At 46.3% G+C, this 15,412-nt stretch carries 12 protein-coding genes; 8 read left to right on the plus strand and 4 right to left on the minus strand.

What is annotated here, in order from left to right:
• The 4 genes from QUB52_RS26555 to QUB52_RS26570 all read left to right on the plus strand — a co-directional run.
• The coding region (locus QUB52_RS26555) for a transposase (protein WP_332975341.1) at positions 1 to 530 on the plus strand (530 nt) is incomplete at its 5' end.
• Between the two features lie 88 nt (positions 531 to 618).
• The gene (locus tag QUB52_RS26560) at positions 619 to 1,701 is read left to right on the plus strand and encodes a DUF6745 domain-containing protein (protein ID WP_332969550.1); all 1,083 of its coding nucleotides are present in this window, start codon (positions 619 to 621) and stop codon (positions 1,699 to 1,701) included.
• 163 nt (positions 1,702 to 1,864) lie between these two features.
• Positions 1,865 to 3,046, plus strand: coding sequence for a sulfate adenylyltransferase (gene sat / locus QUB52_RS26565; protein ID WP_265236940.1), 1,182 nt, complete (start codon positions 1,865 to 1,867; stop codon positions 3,044 to 3,046).
• Between the two features lie 211 nt (positions 3,047 to 3,257).
• Complete coding sequence (locus QUB52_RS26570; protein ID WP_332975342.1) at positions 3,258 to 5,465, plus strand: caspase family protein; 2,208 nt, start codon at positions 3,258 to 3,260, stop codon at positions 5,463 to 5,465.
• Between the two features lie 92 nt (positions 5,466 to 5,557).
• Here the strand turns inward: QUB52_RS26570 and QUB52_RS26575 are convergent, their stop codons facing one another.
• Together QUB52_RS26575 and QUB52_RS26580 are read right to left on the minus strand one after the other, a co-directional pair.
• A complete protein-coding gene (locus QUB52_RS26575; RefSeq protein WP_332975343.1) occupies positions 5,558 to 6,118 on the minus strand; it encodes a Uma2 family endonuclease in 561 nt (186 codons plus the stop codon).
• Positions 6,119 to 6,397: 279 nt separating this feature from the next.
• Positions 6,398 to 7,699 (minus strand): valine--pyruvate transaminase, encoded by a 1,302-nt coding sequence (locus tag QUB52_RS26580; RefSeq protein WP_332975344.1) that lies wholly within the window; start codon positions 7,697 to 7,699, stop codon positions 6,398 to 6,400.
• A 579-nt stretch (positions 7,700 to 8,278) separates the two neighbouring features.
• Between QUB52_RS26580 and QUB52_RS26585 the strand changes: the two genes are divergently transcribed.
• The 3 genes from QUB52_RS26585 (at position 8,279) to QUB52_RS26595 (ending at position 10,566) form a co-directional block, all read left to right on the plus strand.
• Positions 8,279 to 8,821: a carboxymuconolactone decarboxylase family protein gene (locus tag QUB52_RS26585; protein WP_265236937.1), complete on the plus strand. Its 543-nt coding sequence runs from the start codon at positions 8,279 to 8,281 to the stop codon at positions 8,819 to 8,821.
• A 21-nt stretch (positions 8,822 to 8,842) separates the two neighbouring features.
• Entirely contained in the window at positions 8,843 to 10,048 is a 1,206-nt protein-coding gene (locus tag QUB52_RS26590) for an adenylate/guanylate cyclase domain-containing protein (RefSeq protein ID WP_265236936.1), read from the plus strand.
• A gap of 323 nt (positions 10,049 to 10,371) precedes the next feature.
• Positions 10,372 to 10,566: a Tab2/Atab2 family RNA-binding protein gene (locus QUB52_RS26595; RefSeq protein ID WP_442923228.1), complete on the plus strand. Its 195-nt coding sequence runs from the start codon at positions 10,372 to 10,374 to the stop codon at positions 10,564 to 10,566.
• 137 nt (positions 10,567 to 10,703) lie between these two features.
• Here the strand turns inward: QUB52_RS26595 and QUB52_RS26600 are convergent, their stop codons facing one another.
• Both QUB52_RS26600 and ggt read right to left on the minus strand, forming a co-directional pair.
• The gene (locus QUB52_RS26600; protein ID WP_265236935.1) at positions 10,704 to 11,570 is read right to left on the minus strand and encodes a choice-of-anchor L family PEP-CTERM protein; all 867 of its coding nucleotides are present in this window, start codon (positions 11,568 to 11,570) and stop codon (positions 10,704 to 10,706) included.
• Positions 11,571 to 11,998: 428 nt separating this feature from the next.
• Positions 11,999 to 13,726, minus strand: a complete 1,728-nt coding sequence (gene ggt / locus QUB52_RS26605; protein WP_332975345.1) for a gamma-glutamyltransferase — start codon at positions 13,724 to 13,726, stop codon at positions 11,999 to 12,001.
• A gap of 307 nt (positions 13,727 to 14,033) precedes the next feature.
• On the opposite strand from ggt, the gene QUB52_RS26610 reads away from it, so the two are divergent.
• Complete coding sequence (locus QUB52_RS26610; protein WP_332969547.1) at positions 14,034 to 15,176, plus strand: glycosyltransferase family 2 protein; 1,143 nt, start codon at positions 14,034 to 14,036, stop codon at positions 15,174 to 15,176.
• The last annotated feature ends 236 nt before the right edge of the window (positions 15,177 to 15,412 follow it).

Below are 15,412 nucleotides of genomic sequence, written 5' to 3' on the forward strand. Positions count from 1 at the left end.
GACTGGAACGGCTGACCGAAAACAGAAATAGAACAATGCGGGATGCGGTTAATAAAGCTGCTCGTAAGGTCATCAATTATTGTGTATCGTCCAAGATTTGTACAGTCATATTTGGATGGAACAAGAATCAGAAAAATTCGATCAACCTAGGTACAAAGACGAATCAAAAATTTGTTCAGATTCCCACGGGTAGGTTAAAAGATCGAATTGCTCAACTATGCGAACAGTACGGAATAAAATTCATAGAAACTGAAGAATCTTATACCTCAAAAACTTCGTTTCTAGATGCTGACGAAATGCCTAAATTCGGTGCGAAACCCGAAGGGTGGAAAGCTTCTGGAACAAGAATTAAACGTGGATTATATCGGACAGCGAATGGGTGGCTAATTAATGCAGACTGCAATGGGTGTGCAAACATTGGTCGCAAAGTAGCAACAATACTTGGACTAGATCTAAGTGGAGTTAGTAGGGGTGATTTGTCAGCACCCGTAAGACTTAAATTATGGTCTTATGAATCCCCGTCCCTTTAGGGCTGGGGAGTTGTCAATCCTTCTCTCTTTTTAAGGAATGAAGTCCTCAGTACGAATTTAATTAATTCTTAATCGAAAATTAAATAATATGAATGTACCAACGATCGCACTTACTCCCGAACAAGCAGCGCTAACTCCCATTTATCGCGAAAAATGGCGGCAAATAGGACTGTCGATCGCACCAGTCGATCGCCCGATCGCGACAGCCGCCATCAACACCGCCTACCACATCATCGGCTTGGGCGAACCAGAAATTATTTTCTGTGACAGCCCTTACATAGCTTTGGAAGCTCTTGAACCGCTAAGGATACGCGATTCGGGTCTGGAAACTGGTAGCGAAATTCGAGACAAAATTCATAATGAATTGTATGATACATTAAGAAGTCAACTCGACCGGAAACTGGAAAACCAGATTTACAGCCAACTCTATAACCCGCTGTATGCTCAACTGATGAGTCAATTCCAAATCCATGTTAAAGACAAAGTTTTTGACAAATTAGCAAAGAAGTTGGGCAGGAGATTTCACCAATTTTTTGTCAATATAACCTATAATAATAACTGGATATTATCCGAACTTTCTGCCTGTCACGGAAGTTGGGTGGATTTTTGTATTGAGGTGTTAGAATTGGAGTGCGATCGCTCTTTGTACTCAGCCTTTAAAGGTTTAGTAGAAAACTGCGGGTGGATTTACCCGTTTGAGAAAAAGTGCTTTGTGTGCGATCGCCCGCAACGACTTAATTTTGACAGCGAATATTTGCTGCACGCCGAAGGTAAACCAGCGATCGAATTTGCTGACAACTTCAAAGTATATTCTTATCATGGCGTGCTACTACCGGAAACCATCGGTGAAGTTCCGCTGCATTCCTGGGAATCTGCATGGCTGTTAACAGAACGTAATGCGGAAGTGCGGCGAGTGTTGATTGGGGCGATCGGCTATTCGAGAATTTGTCAAGAATTACAAGCAATAGAATTGGATACTTGGCAAGAATATACTTTATTGAAGATTGATAATGAAATTGACATAGAGCCAATATATTTGTTAAAGATGACTTGTCCGAGTACGGGACACATTCACGCTTTGCGAGTGCCGCCACAGGTGCTAACAGCTAAAGCAGCGATTAGCTGGGTAAATTGGGGAATAGAACCGGAACAATTTCAAGTGCAGACTTAATGGGAACTTTGAGAGTTTTGAGTGCGAGTTTGCAGTTTAAAGAATTTCACCCCAGCCTTCACCAGCGTTCTGCACAAGTCCAGAAAAATTAAAAAATGTAGATTTACAGCCCGCACTTGGTACTATGTACTCTGGCAGCTAAAATCAACAACTTCAAATCGACATGAGCCAGCATTCAGACCGCATTGCCCCTCACGGCGGCATCCTGGTCAACCGCATTGCTACACTAGACCAAAGACAAGAATTTTTCGACAAAGCAGAAGTTTTGCCGCGAGTCCAGCTTTCGGATCGATCGATCTCTGACCTGCAAATGATCGCAATTGGCGCCCTGAGTCCCCTCAAAGGGTTCATGGGAGAAGCTGATTATCGATCGGTAGTCAAAGAAATGCGCCTCTCCAACGGCCTCCCGTGGTCGATTCCCATCACCCTCCCAGTCAGCGAAGCAGTCGCCGACACCCTCAAAGAAGGCACAACAGTGCGCCTCGACTCCCCGGCTGGCGAATTTGCCGGCATCTTGGAGCTGACCGAAAAATACCGCTACAGTAAAGAAGAAGAAGCCCTCAACGTCTACCGCACCGACGACCTCAAACACCCAGGCGTCCAAGTAGTAGACCAATCCGGGCCCGTTAACCTCGCAGGCGAAGTTTGGCTGCTGGAACGCGAACTAGATGTCCGGTTTCCCCAATACCAAATTGACCCAGCAAAATCGAGAATGCTGTTCAAAGAAAAAGGATGGAAAACCATAGTTGGTTTCCAAACCCGAAACCCCATCCACCGGGCCCACGAATACATCCAAAAATGTGCCTTAGAAACAGTAGACGGATTATTTTTGCACCCGCTAGTCGGGACAACTAAAGATGATGATATCCCTGCTGACGTGCGGATGCGCTGCTACGAAATTCTGCTAGATAAATACTATCCAAAAGATCGCGTAATTTTGGCAATCAATCCGGCGGCGATGCGCTACGCAGGGCCCAGAGAAGCAATTTTCCACGCTTTAATTCGCAAAAACTACGGCTGCACTCACTTTATTGTCGGACGCGATCACGCTGGAGTTGGCGATTATTATGGCACCTTCGATGCACAACACATTTTTGACGAATTTGAACCAGGAGAATTGGGAATTGTGCCGATGAAATTCGAGCACGCTTTCTATTGCACGCTGACGGAACAAATGGCTACAACTAAAACAAGTCCTAGCACTCCCGAACAGCGAGTGCATTTGTCGGGAACTAAAGTGCGCGAGATGCTGCGCGCTGGAAAATTGCCGCCCCCGCAGTTTTCGAGACCCGAAGTTGCCGCCGAATTAGCGAAGGCTATGAATATTTTTAGTTACGAGATTTAAATCTTGAACTTTGGTATTGGTGGAATTTTGAATAGTTTTTAATTTTGGGTTTTGAGTTTTAAATTTGAAAGTTTAAGCTTGAGACTCAAAAGTTAAAACTTAAAAATTATCTGAATAATTAACTGTCACAATCTAATTAAATTCCCCTAAGATGATGATTAGGAGGGATTTAACTTAAAATTCAAAACATAAAATCCAAAGCTATTGAAAAATGGGACTGAAGCGGCGGGAATTTTTGCAGCAAGCTGGCCGGTTGCTGGCGGCGCTGGGAATCAGTGAAGCTGGGTGGTTACGGTTGGGTTCAGGCTACATGGAAGCTTTAGCCCAGCCAACAGCCCGTAAATTGGCTTTGTTGGTGGGGGTTGACCAATATCCAGACTCGCCCCTGTACGGCTGTGTGACGGATGTCCAATTGCAGCGGGAATTGCTGATATATCGATTTGGGTTTGCGCCGTCGGACATTCTGACTTTGACTGACGCTCAAGCTACTAGGGAAAATATCGAGACGGCTTTTGTAACTCATTTGAGTGAACAAGCAAAACCAGGCGATGTGGTGGTTTTTCACTTTAGCGGCTGCGGTAGCCGAGTGAGTTTTGGCGACTCTCCGGGAAAAATGCAAAACAGTTTAGTGCCGGCGGATGACGTGGTGCCGCTGTTAGCAAATCGATCGGTAAACGATATTTTAGAGGAAACGCTGCTGCTGTTGGTACGATCGCTCGCGACAGAAAATGCGATCACGATCCTCGACACCAGCTACACCTATCCGGGTTTCCCCAAAAACGGCAACTTTCGCATTCGTTCCCGTCCCCGCCCCACCATCGGGCAGCCAAGCCTCGCAGAATTAACGTTTGCCGAAGGTCTCAACTGCCGCCCAAATCTGCGTTCTCAGGCCATCGTACTTGCCGCGGCCGCTAATTCTCAAATCGCCGCCGAACAAGAGTGGAACGGATTTACGGCGGGTTTGTTTACCTACGCGCTCACCCAAACTCTGTGGTTGGCGACTCCCGCTAGCAGTTTCAGCGTCAGTTTCAGGCGGGCGGCGCGCACAGTCGAGCAAATAGCGGGATTATCGCAGCAACCGCAAATTCGCTATGACAATTTAACAACCGCGCCGGCGCTGAATTTTGCGACAAGTTTAATGTTGAATTCCGCTGCTGCTGACGGCGCTGTGACGGCGGTGGAAGATGGCGGCAAAACTGTGCAGTTGTGGCTGGGCGGGTTGTCTGCTGGGGTTTTGGAGTTCTGCGGGGGTTCGGTGTTTGCTGTGGATTCTGCTGTTAAATCGATCGAAAGCGATTCCCTACAAGATAGCTACACTCCACGACTTTTGCTGCGGGCGCGCACGGGCTTGTCTGCAAAAGCTCAAATTTTAGATAAAATCGATCCTCCAAACGAGCAATTAACAGCCGGCGATTTGGTGAGGGAAGAAATTCGAGTATTACCGCGAAACATCGGTTTGACAGTAGCTTTAGATTCTGGTTTGGAAAGAATCGAGCGGGTGGATGCTACCAGTGCTTTCGCGACTTTACCGCAAATTTCAGCCGTAGGGAGCGAGCAACCGGCAGATTTTCGGTTCGGGAGAGTCCCGGAAACCATTGTCGCTCAGACTCCTGTGGCTTACGAGCCTGCTTTGTATCAAGGCCGCTACGGTTTGTTTTCTGTGGGCAAAATGCCGATTCCCGATACTCAGGGCGACGGCGGAGAAGCGGTTAAGGTGGCGGTACAGCGGTTGACTCCACAGTTGAAAGCGTTGCTGGCGGCGAAGTTGCTGCGGCTAACTGTCAATGAGACATCTTCGCAGATGAAGGTGCGGGCGGTGTTGGCAACTCTGGCGCCGCAAGCGCGGGTGATGTTGGAGCGAGAGCCGATGCGGGCGAGTGGTGATTACCGGTTGGAACCTCTAAGCGGGGAAAGGGAGAAATCGACTAACTTTGGTATACCAAGTGTGGCAAGCGGCAGTCGAATTCAGTACAGATTATATAACGACAGCGATCGCCCATTTTATGCTGCGGTATTGTCGTCGGATACTGCTGGAAGGCTGTTAGCTGTGAATTATCAGGGCGAAAAAGCGGCTGGAGGGATGTCGCGGGCGATCGCCCCAGGGGATAATTTGACAGTACCGGTGGCTGGGGGTTTGGGGTTGGCGGTGTCGGGGGCTTTGGGGTTGGCGGAAACTTTGATTATAGTTAGTGAGAGTCCGTTCGATCGCACTTTGGCTGCAATAGCAGCGGAAATGCAGCAAACAAGGGATACTTTGCCGTTGGTGTTGTTGAAGCCTTTAACTGTGGCGCGGGCTGTATTGGAAGATTTGCACGCGGCTAGCATTCCGGGCGTGCAGAAAGTGGGGATATCGACGGATGATTTGGCTTTGGATGTGAAGGTTTGGGCGACTTTGAGTTTTGTTTATCGGGTGGTTTAATTTAGGAATTGGGAATTGGGAATTGGGCGAAGCGAAGCGGAGGGATTGGGCATTGGGCATTGGGGATGTTTTCTATAACCTATAATCCGAATCTATCCGAGTACGAAGTCGATATTCACTTCCCAATCGGGAAATGCTAGAGGCGAAACTTGTTGACCGCGCCAAAACTTTTGGATTAAACTATAACCGTTGGGTGTTGGTTGGCGGTAGACTTCTAAGCATTGTGCTTCTAAATCTACTAGCCAAACTTCTGCAATTTGCGATCGCGCGTAAATGGGAACTTTCACATCTCGATCGTAATCCACCGTACTATCAGATACTTCTATCAACAGCAAAACTTCTGATGGTGTAGGATGTGCCGTTGAATAGTAATCAGCACGGGGTTGTAGGAATACTACATCAGGTTGAGGTTCAGTGCGATCGGTCAACTGAACAGGATTTTGGATAGCCATAATCGCTCTTGTTGCGGAAAATTCAGCCGAGAGTCGGTTGAGGCGGTTGACACATCCGGCATGGCGAGTTCCAATGGCTGCCATTTGTACAAGTTCTCCTTCTATCAATTCTACGCGATCGCCCTGGGGAAAAATACCAGCTTTACCCATTAAATGATATTCTTCTACGGTGAGTAATCTTTTGATTAATTGCACTACCATAACTACCGTGCCTCTAATTATTTCTTAAATTGTAGTCGATCGTTTGTAGGGTGTTCACTGCGCACCGGATCTTGTAGTTGTAGGGTGCGTCGCTCTGCGATAAATTCCTAACTAAATATTAACCATCAAATAGACGCACCTGGGCTATTTTAACTTGTTTAACTGGTTCCAAGGCTCTGCCTGGGAACCCATACCCAGAGGCTCTGCCTCCGCTAGGAAAAAGGAGGCAGAGCCTCCGGATCTTCGTCACCAGGCACTGTTGGTAACGAGTAGAAGAAATCAAGAATGATAAACCTTTTCTACCAATTGAGCTAAACGTTTCATCGCAGTTTCGATTTCATCATTTGTCGCAGTCAAACTAATCCGTAAACACTCATGTTTGTGCTGCCAATTTTCGCGCAAACCGGGGAAGAAAGAACTTCCTGGTACGACAATTACGCCGACTTTTTTCAATTCTTGATACATTTCCCAATCAGTCATTGGCAAATCTTTGAGCCACAACCAGGCAAAGATTGCTCCTTCGCCTCGGTGCAAGAACCACGGTAAATCCTTCGGCATTGCGTGTTCTAGAGTTGCTTCAACTACTGCAAATTTGCTTTGATAGTACGGGCGAATTACGTTGAGGGAAATATCGGCTAGTGCGCCGCTCGCAATGGCCCTAGTTGCGATCGCCTGTCCGTATCTCGGCGAGTGAATGCACATATTGGTCTGAAAAGACTCTAATGTTTTAATGATGCCTTCATCGCCGATCGCAATTCCGATTCTTTCACCGGGTAATCCGGCTTTGGACAAACTCATGCAGTGCACAATATTGCCACCGAATATCGGCGTCATTTCGGTAAAGTTCAAGGCGGGGAAGGGAGGCCCGTAGGCGGAATCGACTAACACCGGCACGTCGAAAGCGGCTGCTAAATCTGCTATTTTCTGCACTTCGTCGTTGGTGAGGACGTTTCCCGTGGGGTTGCAGGGACGGGAAAAGATGACGCAACCGGTGGTTTCATCAATGGAAAGTTGGCTGAAATCGGGGCGATATTTGAATCTGTGGGCGGCTGCATCAATATCTAGGGTGGGTTTGCAGGCGATGACTGCTTCGGGAATTAGGCTCACGCCGCCGTAACCGGTGTAGTCTGGGCTTAACGGTAGGACGATCGACTTTAGGTTGCGGATTTGAGATTTTGGATCGTTCAGGTCTGTTTGTGGTGCAGTGTAGCCACCGAAAGCGTTGGCTGCGTAGAAGTAGATTGATTGACTTCCCGGAGTAATTAGGATATTGCGATCGGTCAAATTGAGGTTATAACGTTGGTTAAAATCGGCCAATACTGCATCGATAAACGGCTGATAACCTTGGCTGGAACCGTAGCGACAAACGACTTCGCCGTATTCTGGGCTGGCTAAAAGTTCGGCAGTGCAATCGCGCCACAACTGCTCGACTTCCGGCAAAATCACCGGATTTCCGGCGCTCAAATTGATAAATTCCTGCCCGTTGCCGGCTCTGAGAGTTTCAATAATATCTTTCATAATTGCCCGAACTCCTGTGAGTTGGGACATTTGATTGCCAAATTGTGTGAGGGCAGGTTTCATGATGCGACGATGATGATAGAGGTTGACGGTTGATCTATGATAACTCCAGTCTGAGGCGTTAGCGTAGCTTGTCTGGGGTATCAGTGGTCGATCGAGCGCGAGTGCCAATTCATTAAACTCGATCGGACAGAATTTGGTTTTTTCCCCTGTGCGGGTGCAGAAGCATCAGATTCAGTGCATTGGTGGAGCTCTATCTTGCAGTGTTTTTTGCCTGAAAATCCTCGCGGCAGGCAGTATTATCCAATTCAAGAGTTTTGGTGAAATTTCGCACCGCATCAGATCAATTGCCGATAGTTGACCGCAGCCATTGGGACAATGTAAGATTAGCAATAGGGCGCGATCGCAACATAATTTTATTAGCTCCGGTCATTGCTATAATTAATTGCAGATTTAATCCAGCCTCAAAAATCAAATTTGTTCTTAGCTCATTTTCAAGATTCGCGGTTTGCTGACAGCGGTGCATTTTCTCATCAATCGGACTCAAGCCAAGATGGAGCGTAACGCCGTCTTTTCGGTAGCATTCAATAACAAATGCGTAAATCCAAAACAAAATTAACAACCGTAAAATTCAACACAACAATGACACACTTTCCACTTACAGAATACGATCAACTTACAGACCCTAAAGCCAAGGAAGTGTACGAAGAAATATTGACAGAATTGGGGTTTGGCATCGTCCCCAACCTGTTCAAGTCAATGGCAATCAACCCTGACATATTAGAAGCAAATTGGAAAAAATTCCGGGGAACAATCCTGCAAGGAGACTTACCCCGCACGCTAAAAGAAATGGTCGGCGTCGCTATTTCCCAATCAAATAATAGCGAGTACGCTCTCCAAGTTCACCTACACGGATTGTCTGCCTTGGGGATGAGCGAAGAAATCCTGCGGACGCTGGTTTCTGACTTTGCCAACTGCCCTTTGCCAAAACGCGATAAAGCCGTAATTACCTTTGGCTTGCTGGCTGCTACAAAACCCCTGGAAATGACAGAAACTCATTACCAAAACCTGCGCGATTTAGGGCTAGATGATTCCGAAATCTTTGAGATTATTGCCACAGCAGACTTGTTTAGCTTTGTCAACCGATATACCGATTCCATTGCCCTCGAAATAGATGCTTTGTAATCTATATTTTATACCCATATTATGGGCGATCGGCTAGAAGATCAAGATCGAGAACAACTTCTGTTAACAGCCCGCCGTTTGTTAGCAGAAGCTCAAGCGCTTTCCATCCGCATTTCCGCCGTCAACGAAGTTGCCACTGCCATTAACCGCACCCTCGATCTCAATCAGATTTTGCGGGTAGTAGGCAAGCAAGCTAAGTGGTTGCTCGACTTTGAACACTGTAGTGTTTGCCTGCACAGCACTAACGCTTGCACGACCTTATTTGGCAAGCATATCCCTGTAGATATTGCTGCCCTACCAGAGGGCTGCCCTATTAACAAGGCTTTCATAACACGTCAACCTCAATTAATTCAAGAAGCGGGTGCTACTGCTATTTTGTCCCCCTACGCTTCGCAAATTATCATTCCTTTGGAAAGCGAAGGTAAGGTTTTAGGAACAATTAATTTTGCCACAACCAAGCCGCGAGCTTACACTCAAGAAGATATGCGGATTGGCTATCTTTTGGCTTTGCAACTATCCTCAGCCATCCGCAATGCTGAACGCTTTAAAGAGATAAATAGGCTGTATTCCGAGCTCGATGCCGAAAAGCACAAATCTGACCAGCTACTGTTGAACGTGCTCCCGGTTGAAATTGCCGAAGAACTCAAAAATAACGGCAAAGTGGAACCAGTTTATTATGATTGCGTATCGGTTTTGTTTACTGACTTTAAAGGCTTTACTCAGTTATCTGAAAACATGACACCGCGAGAGTTAGTTGACGAACTTGACTATTGTTTTTCTTATTTCGATCGCGTCATGGATAAATACTCTATGGAAAAATTGAAAACTATTGGCGACAGCTATATGTGTGCGGCGGGAATTCCTAAGTATAGACCAACACACGCCTTTGACGCTGTACTTGCTGCCCTAGAAATTCAACAGTTCATGGATCTGCGAAAAGTGCAGAAAGCTCAACAAAAAATTCCTTATTGGGATATCCGCATTGGCATTCATTCAGGCCCAATACTTGCTGGGGTAATTGGCAATAAGAAGTTTGCCTATGATGTCTGGGGAGATACAGTTAATACTGCATCTCGGATGGAATCTTCCGGCGTACCTGGAAGTATCAATATCTCTCACGCAACGTTTGAATTAGTTAAAGATTTTTGTGAATGCGAATACCGAGGAAAAATTCCTGCTAAAAATAAGGGTGAATTGGATATGTATTTGGTTCGTAATCTTAAATAATAAAGTCTTGGAGGCATCAAAACCAAAGAAACCGGGTTTTTTACCTAATCTGTAGGCTACAGCGCGTCTTTTCGTAAAAAACCCGGTTTCTAGCCACTCGTGCGTCCAGGACTATAATACCAATTATGAAAATTAGTGCTACAAACCTCTTGCAAAAATAGCTAGGAACGGGCCGGAGAACCCGTTCCAAAATTTGATTAAAACGACTTTTGCAAGATATCTAATATAGAAATCCGATGCCACTCAGGAGATCGGTATCGTATCGCAGTATCCCCAGACTATATTAAAATGATCGAGTTGTAGATTTTAATTTTTAATTATTTATGCGTATTTGGCAAGCCGATTTCTACCGCCGCCCTCTCCGAGACGAAACTGGCAAACCATTGTGGGAACTTCTCATCTGCGACGCAACACAAAGTTTTAAATTTAGCGCTTTTTGCCGCCAGTCGGAAGCAAACTCTAATTGGCTAGCCGCCCAATTCCAGCAAGCTCAAACTCAGAAATTGCCCGACATATAGCAGTTCTCAAGCGTGGTGAGGATAGCCATATCCCATATCCCATATCCCATATCCCATATCCCGGATAATACCTCATCTTTCTGAGAAAGGCTATATCCCGTACATTGCTCCTTGGCCGAACTTCCTTCCGTTATTAATTACTTCCGGGCGCGCAACTTTCGCCCAGCAGCCAGCATAGCGCCTCCCGCGATCAAACCCCCGACAGTCAGCGGCTCTGGAACCGCCTCAGCTTTTATCGTTCCCAAAGAACCGCCTTTAATAAATACAGCCGAATCAAAATTACCATCTCCCACATCTTTAATGCGGATGCTGAGAACATTCGTCTGATTTTGCTTGAGCAAACCCTCAAAACCTAAAACTTTAGTAAAACCGTCCAGCTTAATGATGTTAGCAGCAATGCCTGTCAAACTTGGGTTGTTAATATAGTCCGAGTTATCTGTAGAGCGATTATTTGGATCGGGAACAAGATTATTAATTGTAACTATTTTCCCGTCACTCAATTTTGCCAAATTATGACCATTCAGTAACAGTTGAAAATCGTCATTAAATTCAGAACCGCCGAACTCAGGAAACTCCTCAGAACCAAATACATACTCAAAGAACAACTTTTCAGCAGTATCGTCAGCAAAAAAGCTGAGGTCTAGCTGAGTTGAATCGCCAGCTTCGCCCTTTGGCCCAAAGTCAGTATTTAAATCACTGCCGTTGGTCATGAGATTATCTTTTTGATTCTGACCGGGTATATCGATGACTTTGCCAGTGCTGAGAACAACGCCTGACTGCAACCCAAAAGGGTCATTAGTAAAAGTACCAAAAGCAGCCTGATTCCCAGTAATTGAAACAGAGAAATTGCTCAATCCAACTGTGTTTTTTCCCAACAAATTATTTTTTAAAGTCTCAGTGTTATTAGTTGCTCCTACCGAAAATGCCATTGCTGGCGCTGCCAACAAGCTGAGAGCAGTAGTCAATGTAGCAGTTAAGGCAGCAATTTTGTGAGAACTTATCATAATTTTTTTGTTTGAAAAACAAAGCTGATTTAATGCACAAGTTCATTTTCACATTAAATAAGCATTAATGTCTAGTGCCTTTACAATGACTTTATATATAAGTAAATTTACGGCTTTGATGGTTAATTGTTCTGGTAATTATTAGCAGTTAGTCAATCAATAAACCTCAGCGTAAAAAGACAAATACCGAAATACACGTAGACAGACTAATAATTTCAAGACTTACGCACTAGATACTCAAAAAACCTGGTTTTTATACGGTTGGCGATCGCCCTTGACAAAAGATTTTGCCGAAAAACCCCGGTTTCTGCGTAAGTCCGCAATTTATATCAAGTGGGGTCGATCGACCCCACTTGATGTCACAACAACTCATGACTGATGACAAGGTTCGCTCTTGGGGGACAGCACTAATGACTAACCACCGATCGCTAAAACCCCCTTACTTCTCCTTCCCCGCGCCGATCGGCAGATCCTTCCAACCAACCATCACCAGTCAGGACGATCACATTAGCATTTCCCCAGCCATCACGTTCGACAATCTGGTGTCCCCGCCTACGCAACTCCTCAAGCGTCGCAGCATCAAAACCTCCCCGTTCCACCATCAGGCGATCCGGCTGCCATTGGTGGTGAATTCTCGGTGCAGACACAGCATCGCCCACATTCATGTCATAAACCAACACATTCAGCACAATTTGCAACACCGTGGTAATAATCGTGCTGCCTCCGGGAGCCCCCGCAGCGAGGCGAAATTTGCCATTTTCTGAAACTATCACCGGTGTCATGCTGGATAAAGGAGTCTTCCCAGGGGCGATCGAATTTGCCTCACCGCCCACCAAACCAAACAAATTCGGCACTCCCGGCGCAGCAGCAAAATCATCCATCTCATTGTTGAGCAAAATTCCCGTACCCGCAGCCACGACTCCAGCCCCAAAACCCCCATTCACCGTAAACGTTAAACTTACTACATTGCGCTCTTTGTCAACTACCGTCAGGTGCGTAGTTTCCGGCGACTCGTGCACAAAGCGGCTTAAAGTTTCAGCATCAACAGCTTTTACCTGGCTGGAGGGTCTGGCTTTTGACATCTGGATTTGCGATCGGCGAAATTTGCCATAATTCTTGCTAGTCAGAGCTTTGACAGGTACGCTGACAAAATCTGGATCGCCCAAATATTCGGCCCTGTCAGCATAAGCAATCCTCATCGATTCCGCCAGCAAGTGTAGCGTATCTGGACTTTGCCTCCCCAACCTTTTAAGATCGGTATCGCCCAGAATATTGAGGATTTGCAATAAATGAACGCCGCCGGAAGAAGGAGGCGACATCGCGCAAATTTCGTAAGCCCGAAAGTTACCGCAAACCGGATTTCGCCAAATCGGCGTATAGTTTTTCAGGTCTTCGAGAGTAATAATACCACCATTTTTGGCCATGTCGCTGGCGATCGCCCGCGCAATATCCCCGGTATAAAAACTCTGCGGATTTTGAGAAATCTTACGTAATGTCCGCGCCAAATCCCGCTGCACCAAAAGCTCCCCCGGCTTGTATAAAACGCCGCCGCGAGTAAAAACCTCCCGCGCCGCCCGATTTTTTTCGATCGCATCCTTTCGTTGCAGAGTAGCCTTGCTGAAGCGCGAACTTACCGGAAAGCCCTTTTGGGCAAGGGCGATCGCCGGAGCCACCACCTGCGCCCAGGGCAACTTACCATACTCGCGGTGCACCGTATAAAGCCCCGCCACAGTCCCCGGAATGCCCGCCGCCAAATGCCCATCCAGACTTGCCCTTGGGCGCACCTTGCCTTGCTTGTCCAGGTACATATCCCGCGTGGCTCGTTTGGGCGATCGTTCCCGGAAATCCAGCGCTTGCACAGTCCCAGTTTCGGCCCGCCGCAGCAGCAAAAAACCTCCGCCACCAATACCCGCCGAAAAAGGCTCCACCACCGAAATCGCCAAAGCCGTAGCAGCCGCCGCATCCACTGCATTGCCGCCCTGTTGCAACACGCTCAGCCCCGCAGCGCTCGCCAGCGGGTGAGCCGAAACTGCCATAGCCTCTTTGCTGCGCTGCTGCTGCAACTTTGGCTGTAGCTGCTGCTGGCAGCCACCTAACAGTATTACTGTTAGAAAAAAAGTATAAATTCGCACTGTACAGATCAACTTTGAAAACATTTTCCCTCCGATCGACGAGTTATCATTACAGTAAAAATTAAATAGCATCATCCTCAAGACATAGATTCTATTTCAACTATGATCAGAATCATTAACAGCCACAAGTTTACTATTCAAATAATTCCGATATTTTAGTTAAATACACTACACTTTCAGTCCCATTATCGTAAATTTAAATCAATATAGCTAAAACTGTTGCAGGCGAGCGGGAAGAGTGCTACTATGACGAGATGAATTATTAAATTTTTGTTGATCAGCATCTATTAAAGCAAAAAATCATCTCAAATAAACATCTCCATCAACCTTTATGAATGCAGATAACATCGGCGTATTCATCCCCGGATTTGAGCCCAAAAACATCGCGAACAGAGATGTCGCAGGTGCGATCGAGAAAAAGTCAAACACAGAAAAAGCCACAACTGTTTCGCCTACATTTCCCGGCGCCGGCACCGCCTTAGAAGCAGCGCCTGGAACAAACACAAGTTCTCATCCAGAAAAAGTCAGCATCATCATGCCGGCATTCAATGCCGAAAACACAATTGGCGAGGCGATCGCCTCCGCACTCAACGGTACTCACCGGAATCTAGAAATCTTAGTAATTGACGACGGTTCGACCGACGGCACAGAAAACACCGTCACCGACATGGCGCGACAAGACGAGCGAATTAAATATCACAAAAACCCAAAAAACTTAGGAGCTTACAAATCCCGGAATGTAATGCTCTCAGCAGCAACCGGACAATTTATCGCATTTTTAGACAGCGACGACACCTGGGAACCAAACAAACTAGAAGAATGTTTGAAGCTCCTAAAACAGCACCCAGAAGTTAAATCAGTCGGTCACGCCCTCCGCTATCTAGACAAGCGCGGCAACAAAGTCGGCTACATCCCCACATATCCTATAACTACAGAAGAATTGCAGAACGTTCAAGAAAATGGCGCGCTTCCCTGGGTTTTTCCCACAGCTTTAGTAGTAGAACGAGAAGCTATCCTAGAAATCGGAGGATTTTTAGACTGGAAAGTAGCCGCAGATACCGAGTTCATGGCCAGATTAGCTCAAAAACACGGGATGCTAGGCACAAAAATGCCCTTAGGAAACTACCGAGTTTTGGGCAACTCTTTAACCGATAAATATTGGTTGGACAAGCGTCTAGCCATAGACTGCGTTAAAGAAAACCAGCAGCGCAGAATTCGCGGTGAATCAGAGTTAACATTGACCGAATACCGAGAAATCTTTTTCCAAAATCTGTCGCCCTTGAAAAAACTCAATAAGTTAAGAGAGATTGTGGCAACTCGCTTCATGAGAAAAGCCGGAGAAAGCTGGTTAAATCGGGAAATTTTGCCTACGCTGATTTACGGAATTGCCACAACAGCGCTGAACCCTCAAGCCACTATACACAAAATTCAGTGGATGAAATATCAGAAGCGATTAAATCAAGAATTTCACTAATTAGCTGTTGGCCTGCTGCACATAGCAGGCCGGACACTGCTGCTTTCTTGCAGTTGTTGAACAGTATTATAAAACATTGAGGCTTCCCTTTTTTCTTTAACGAGTTGGCTGCCACTAACCGTTCCAGAGCAGAAAGGGAGCCTTTCTACAAAAGAATTTAAATTGACATACTCCCCATGCCTAAAGGCGAGGGGATTCTAAACCTAGACTAAAAGAAATTAGATAGGTTTAGGCTT

The sequence above is a fragment of the Microcoleus sp. A6-C6 genome (genome assembly GCF_036705955.1).
GTDB lineage: Bacteria > Cyanobacteriota > Cyanobacteriia > Cyanobacteriales > Microcoleaceae > Microcoleus.

Coding starts and splice junctions, on each gene's coding strand:
- QUB52_RS26585 (WP_265236937.1), top strand. CDS start 8,279: ATGACACACTTTCCACTTACAGAATACGATCAACTTACAGACCCTAAA.
- QUB52_RS26595 (WP_442923228.1), top strand. CDS start 10,372: ATGCGTATTTGGCAAGCCGATTTCTACCGCCGCCCTCTCCGAGACGAA.
- QUB52_RS26575 (WP_332975343.1), bottom strand. CDS start 6,118: ATGGTAGTGCAATTAATCAAAAGATTACTCACCGTAGAAGAATATCAT.
- ggt (WP_332975345.1), bottom strand. CDS start 13,726: ATGTTTTCAAAGTTGATCTGTACAGTGCGAATTTATACTTTTTTTCTA.
- sat (WP_265236940.1), top strand. CDS start 1,865: ATGAGCCAGCATTCAGACCGCATTGCCCCTCACGGCGGCATCCTGGTC.
- QUB52_RS26590 (WP_265236936.1), top strand. CDS start 8,843: ATGGGCGATCGGCTAGAAGATCAAGATCGAGAACAACTTCTGTTAACA.
- QUB52_RS26610 (WP_332969547.1), top strand. CDS start 14,034: ATGAATGCAGATAACATCGGCGTATTCATCCCCGGATTTGAGCCCAAA.
- QUB52_RS26560 (WP_332969550.1), top strand. CDS start 619: ATGAATGTACCAACGATCGCACTTACTCCCGAACAAGCAGCGCTAACT.
- QUB52_RS26600 (WP_265236935.1), bottom strand. CDS start 11,570: ATGATAAGTTCTCACAAAATTGCTGCCTTAACTGCTACATTGACTACT.
- QUB52_RS26570 (WP_332975342.1), top strand. CDS start 3,258: ATGGGACTGAAGCGGCGGGAATTTTTGCAGCAAGCTGGCCGGTTGCTG.
- QUB52_RS26580 (WP_332975344.1), bottom strand. CDS start 7,699: ATGAAACCTGCCCTCACACAATTTGGCAATCAAATGTCCCAACTCACA.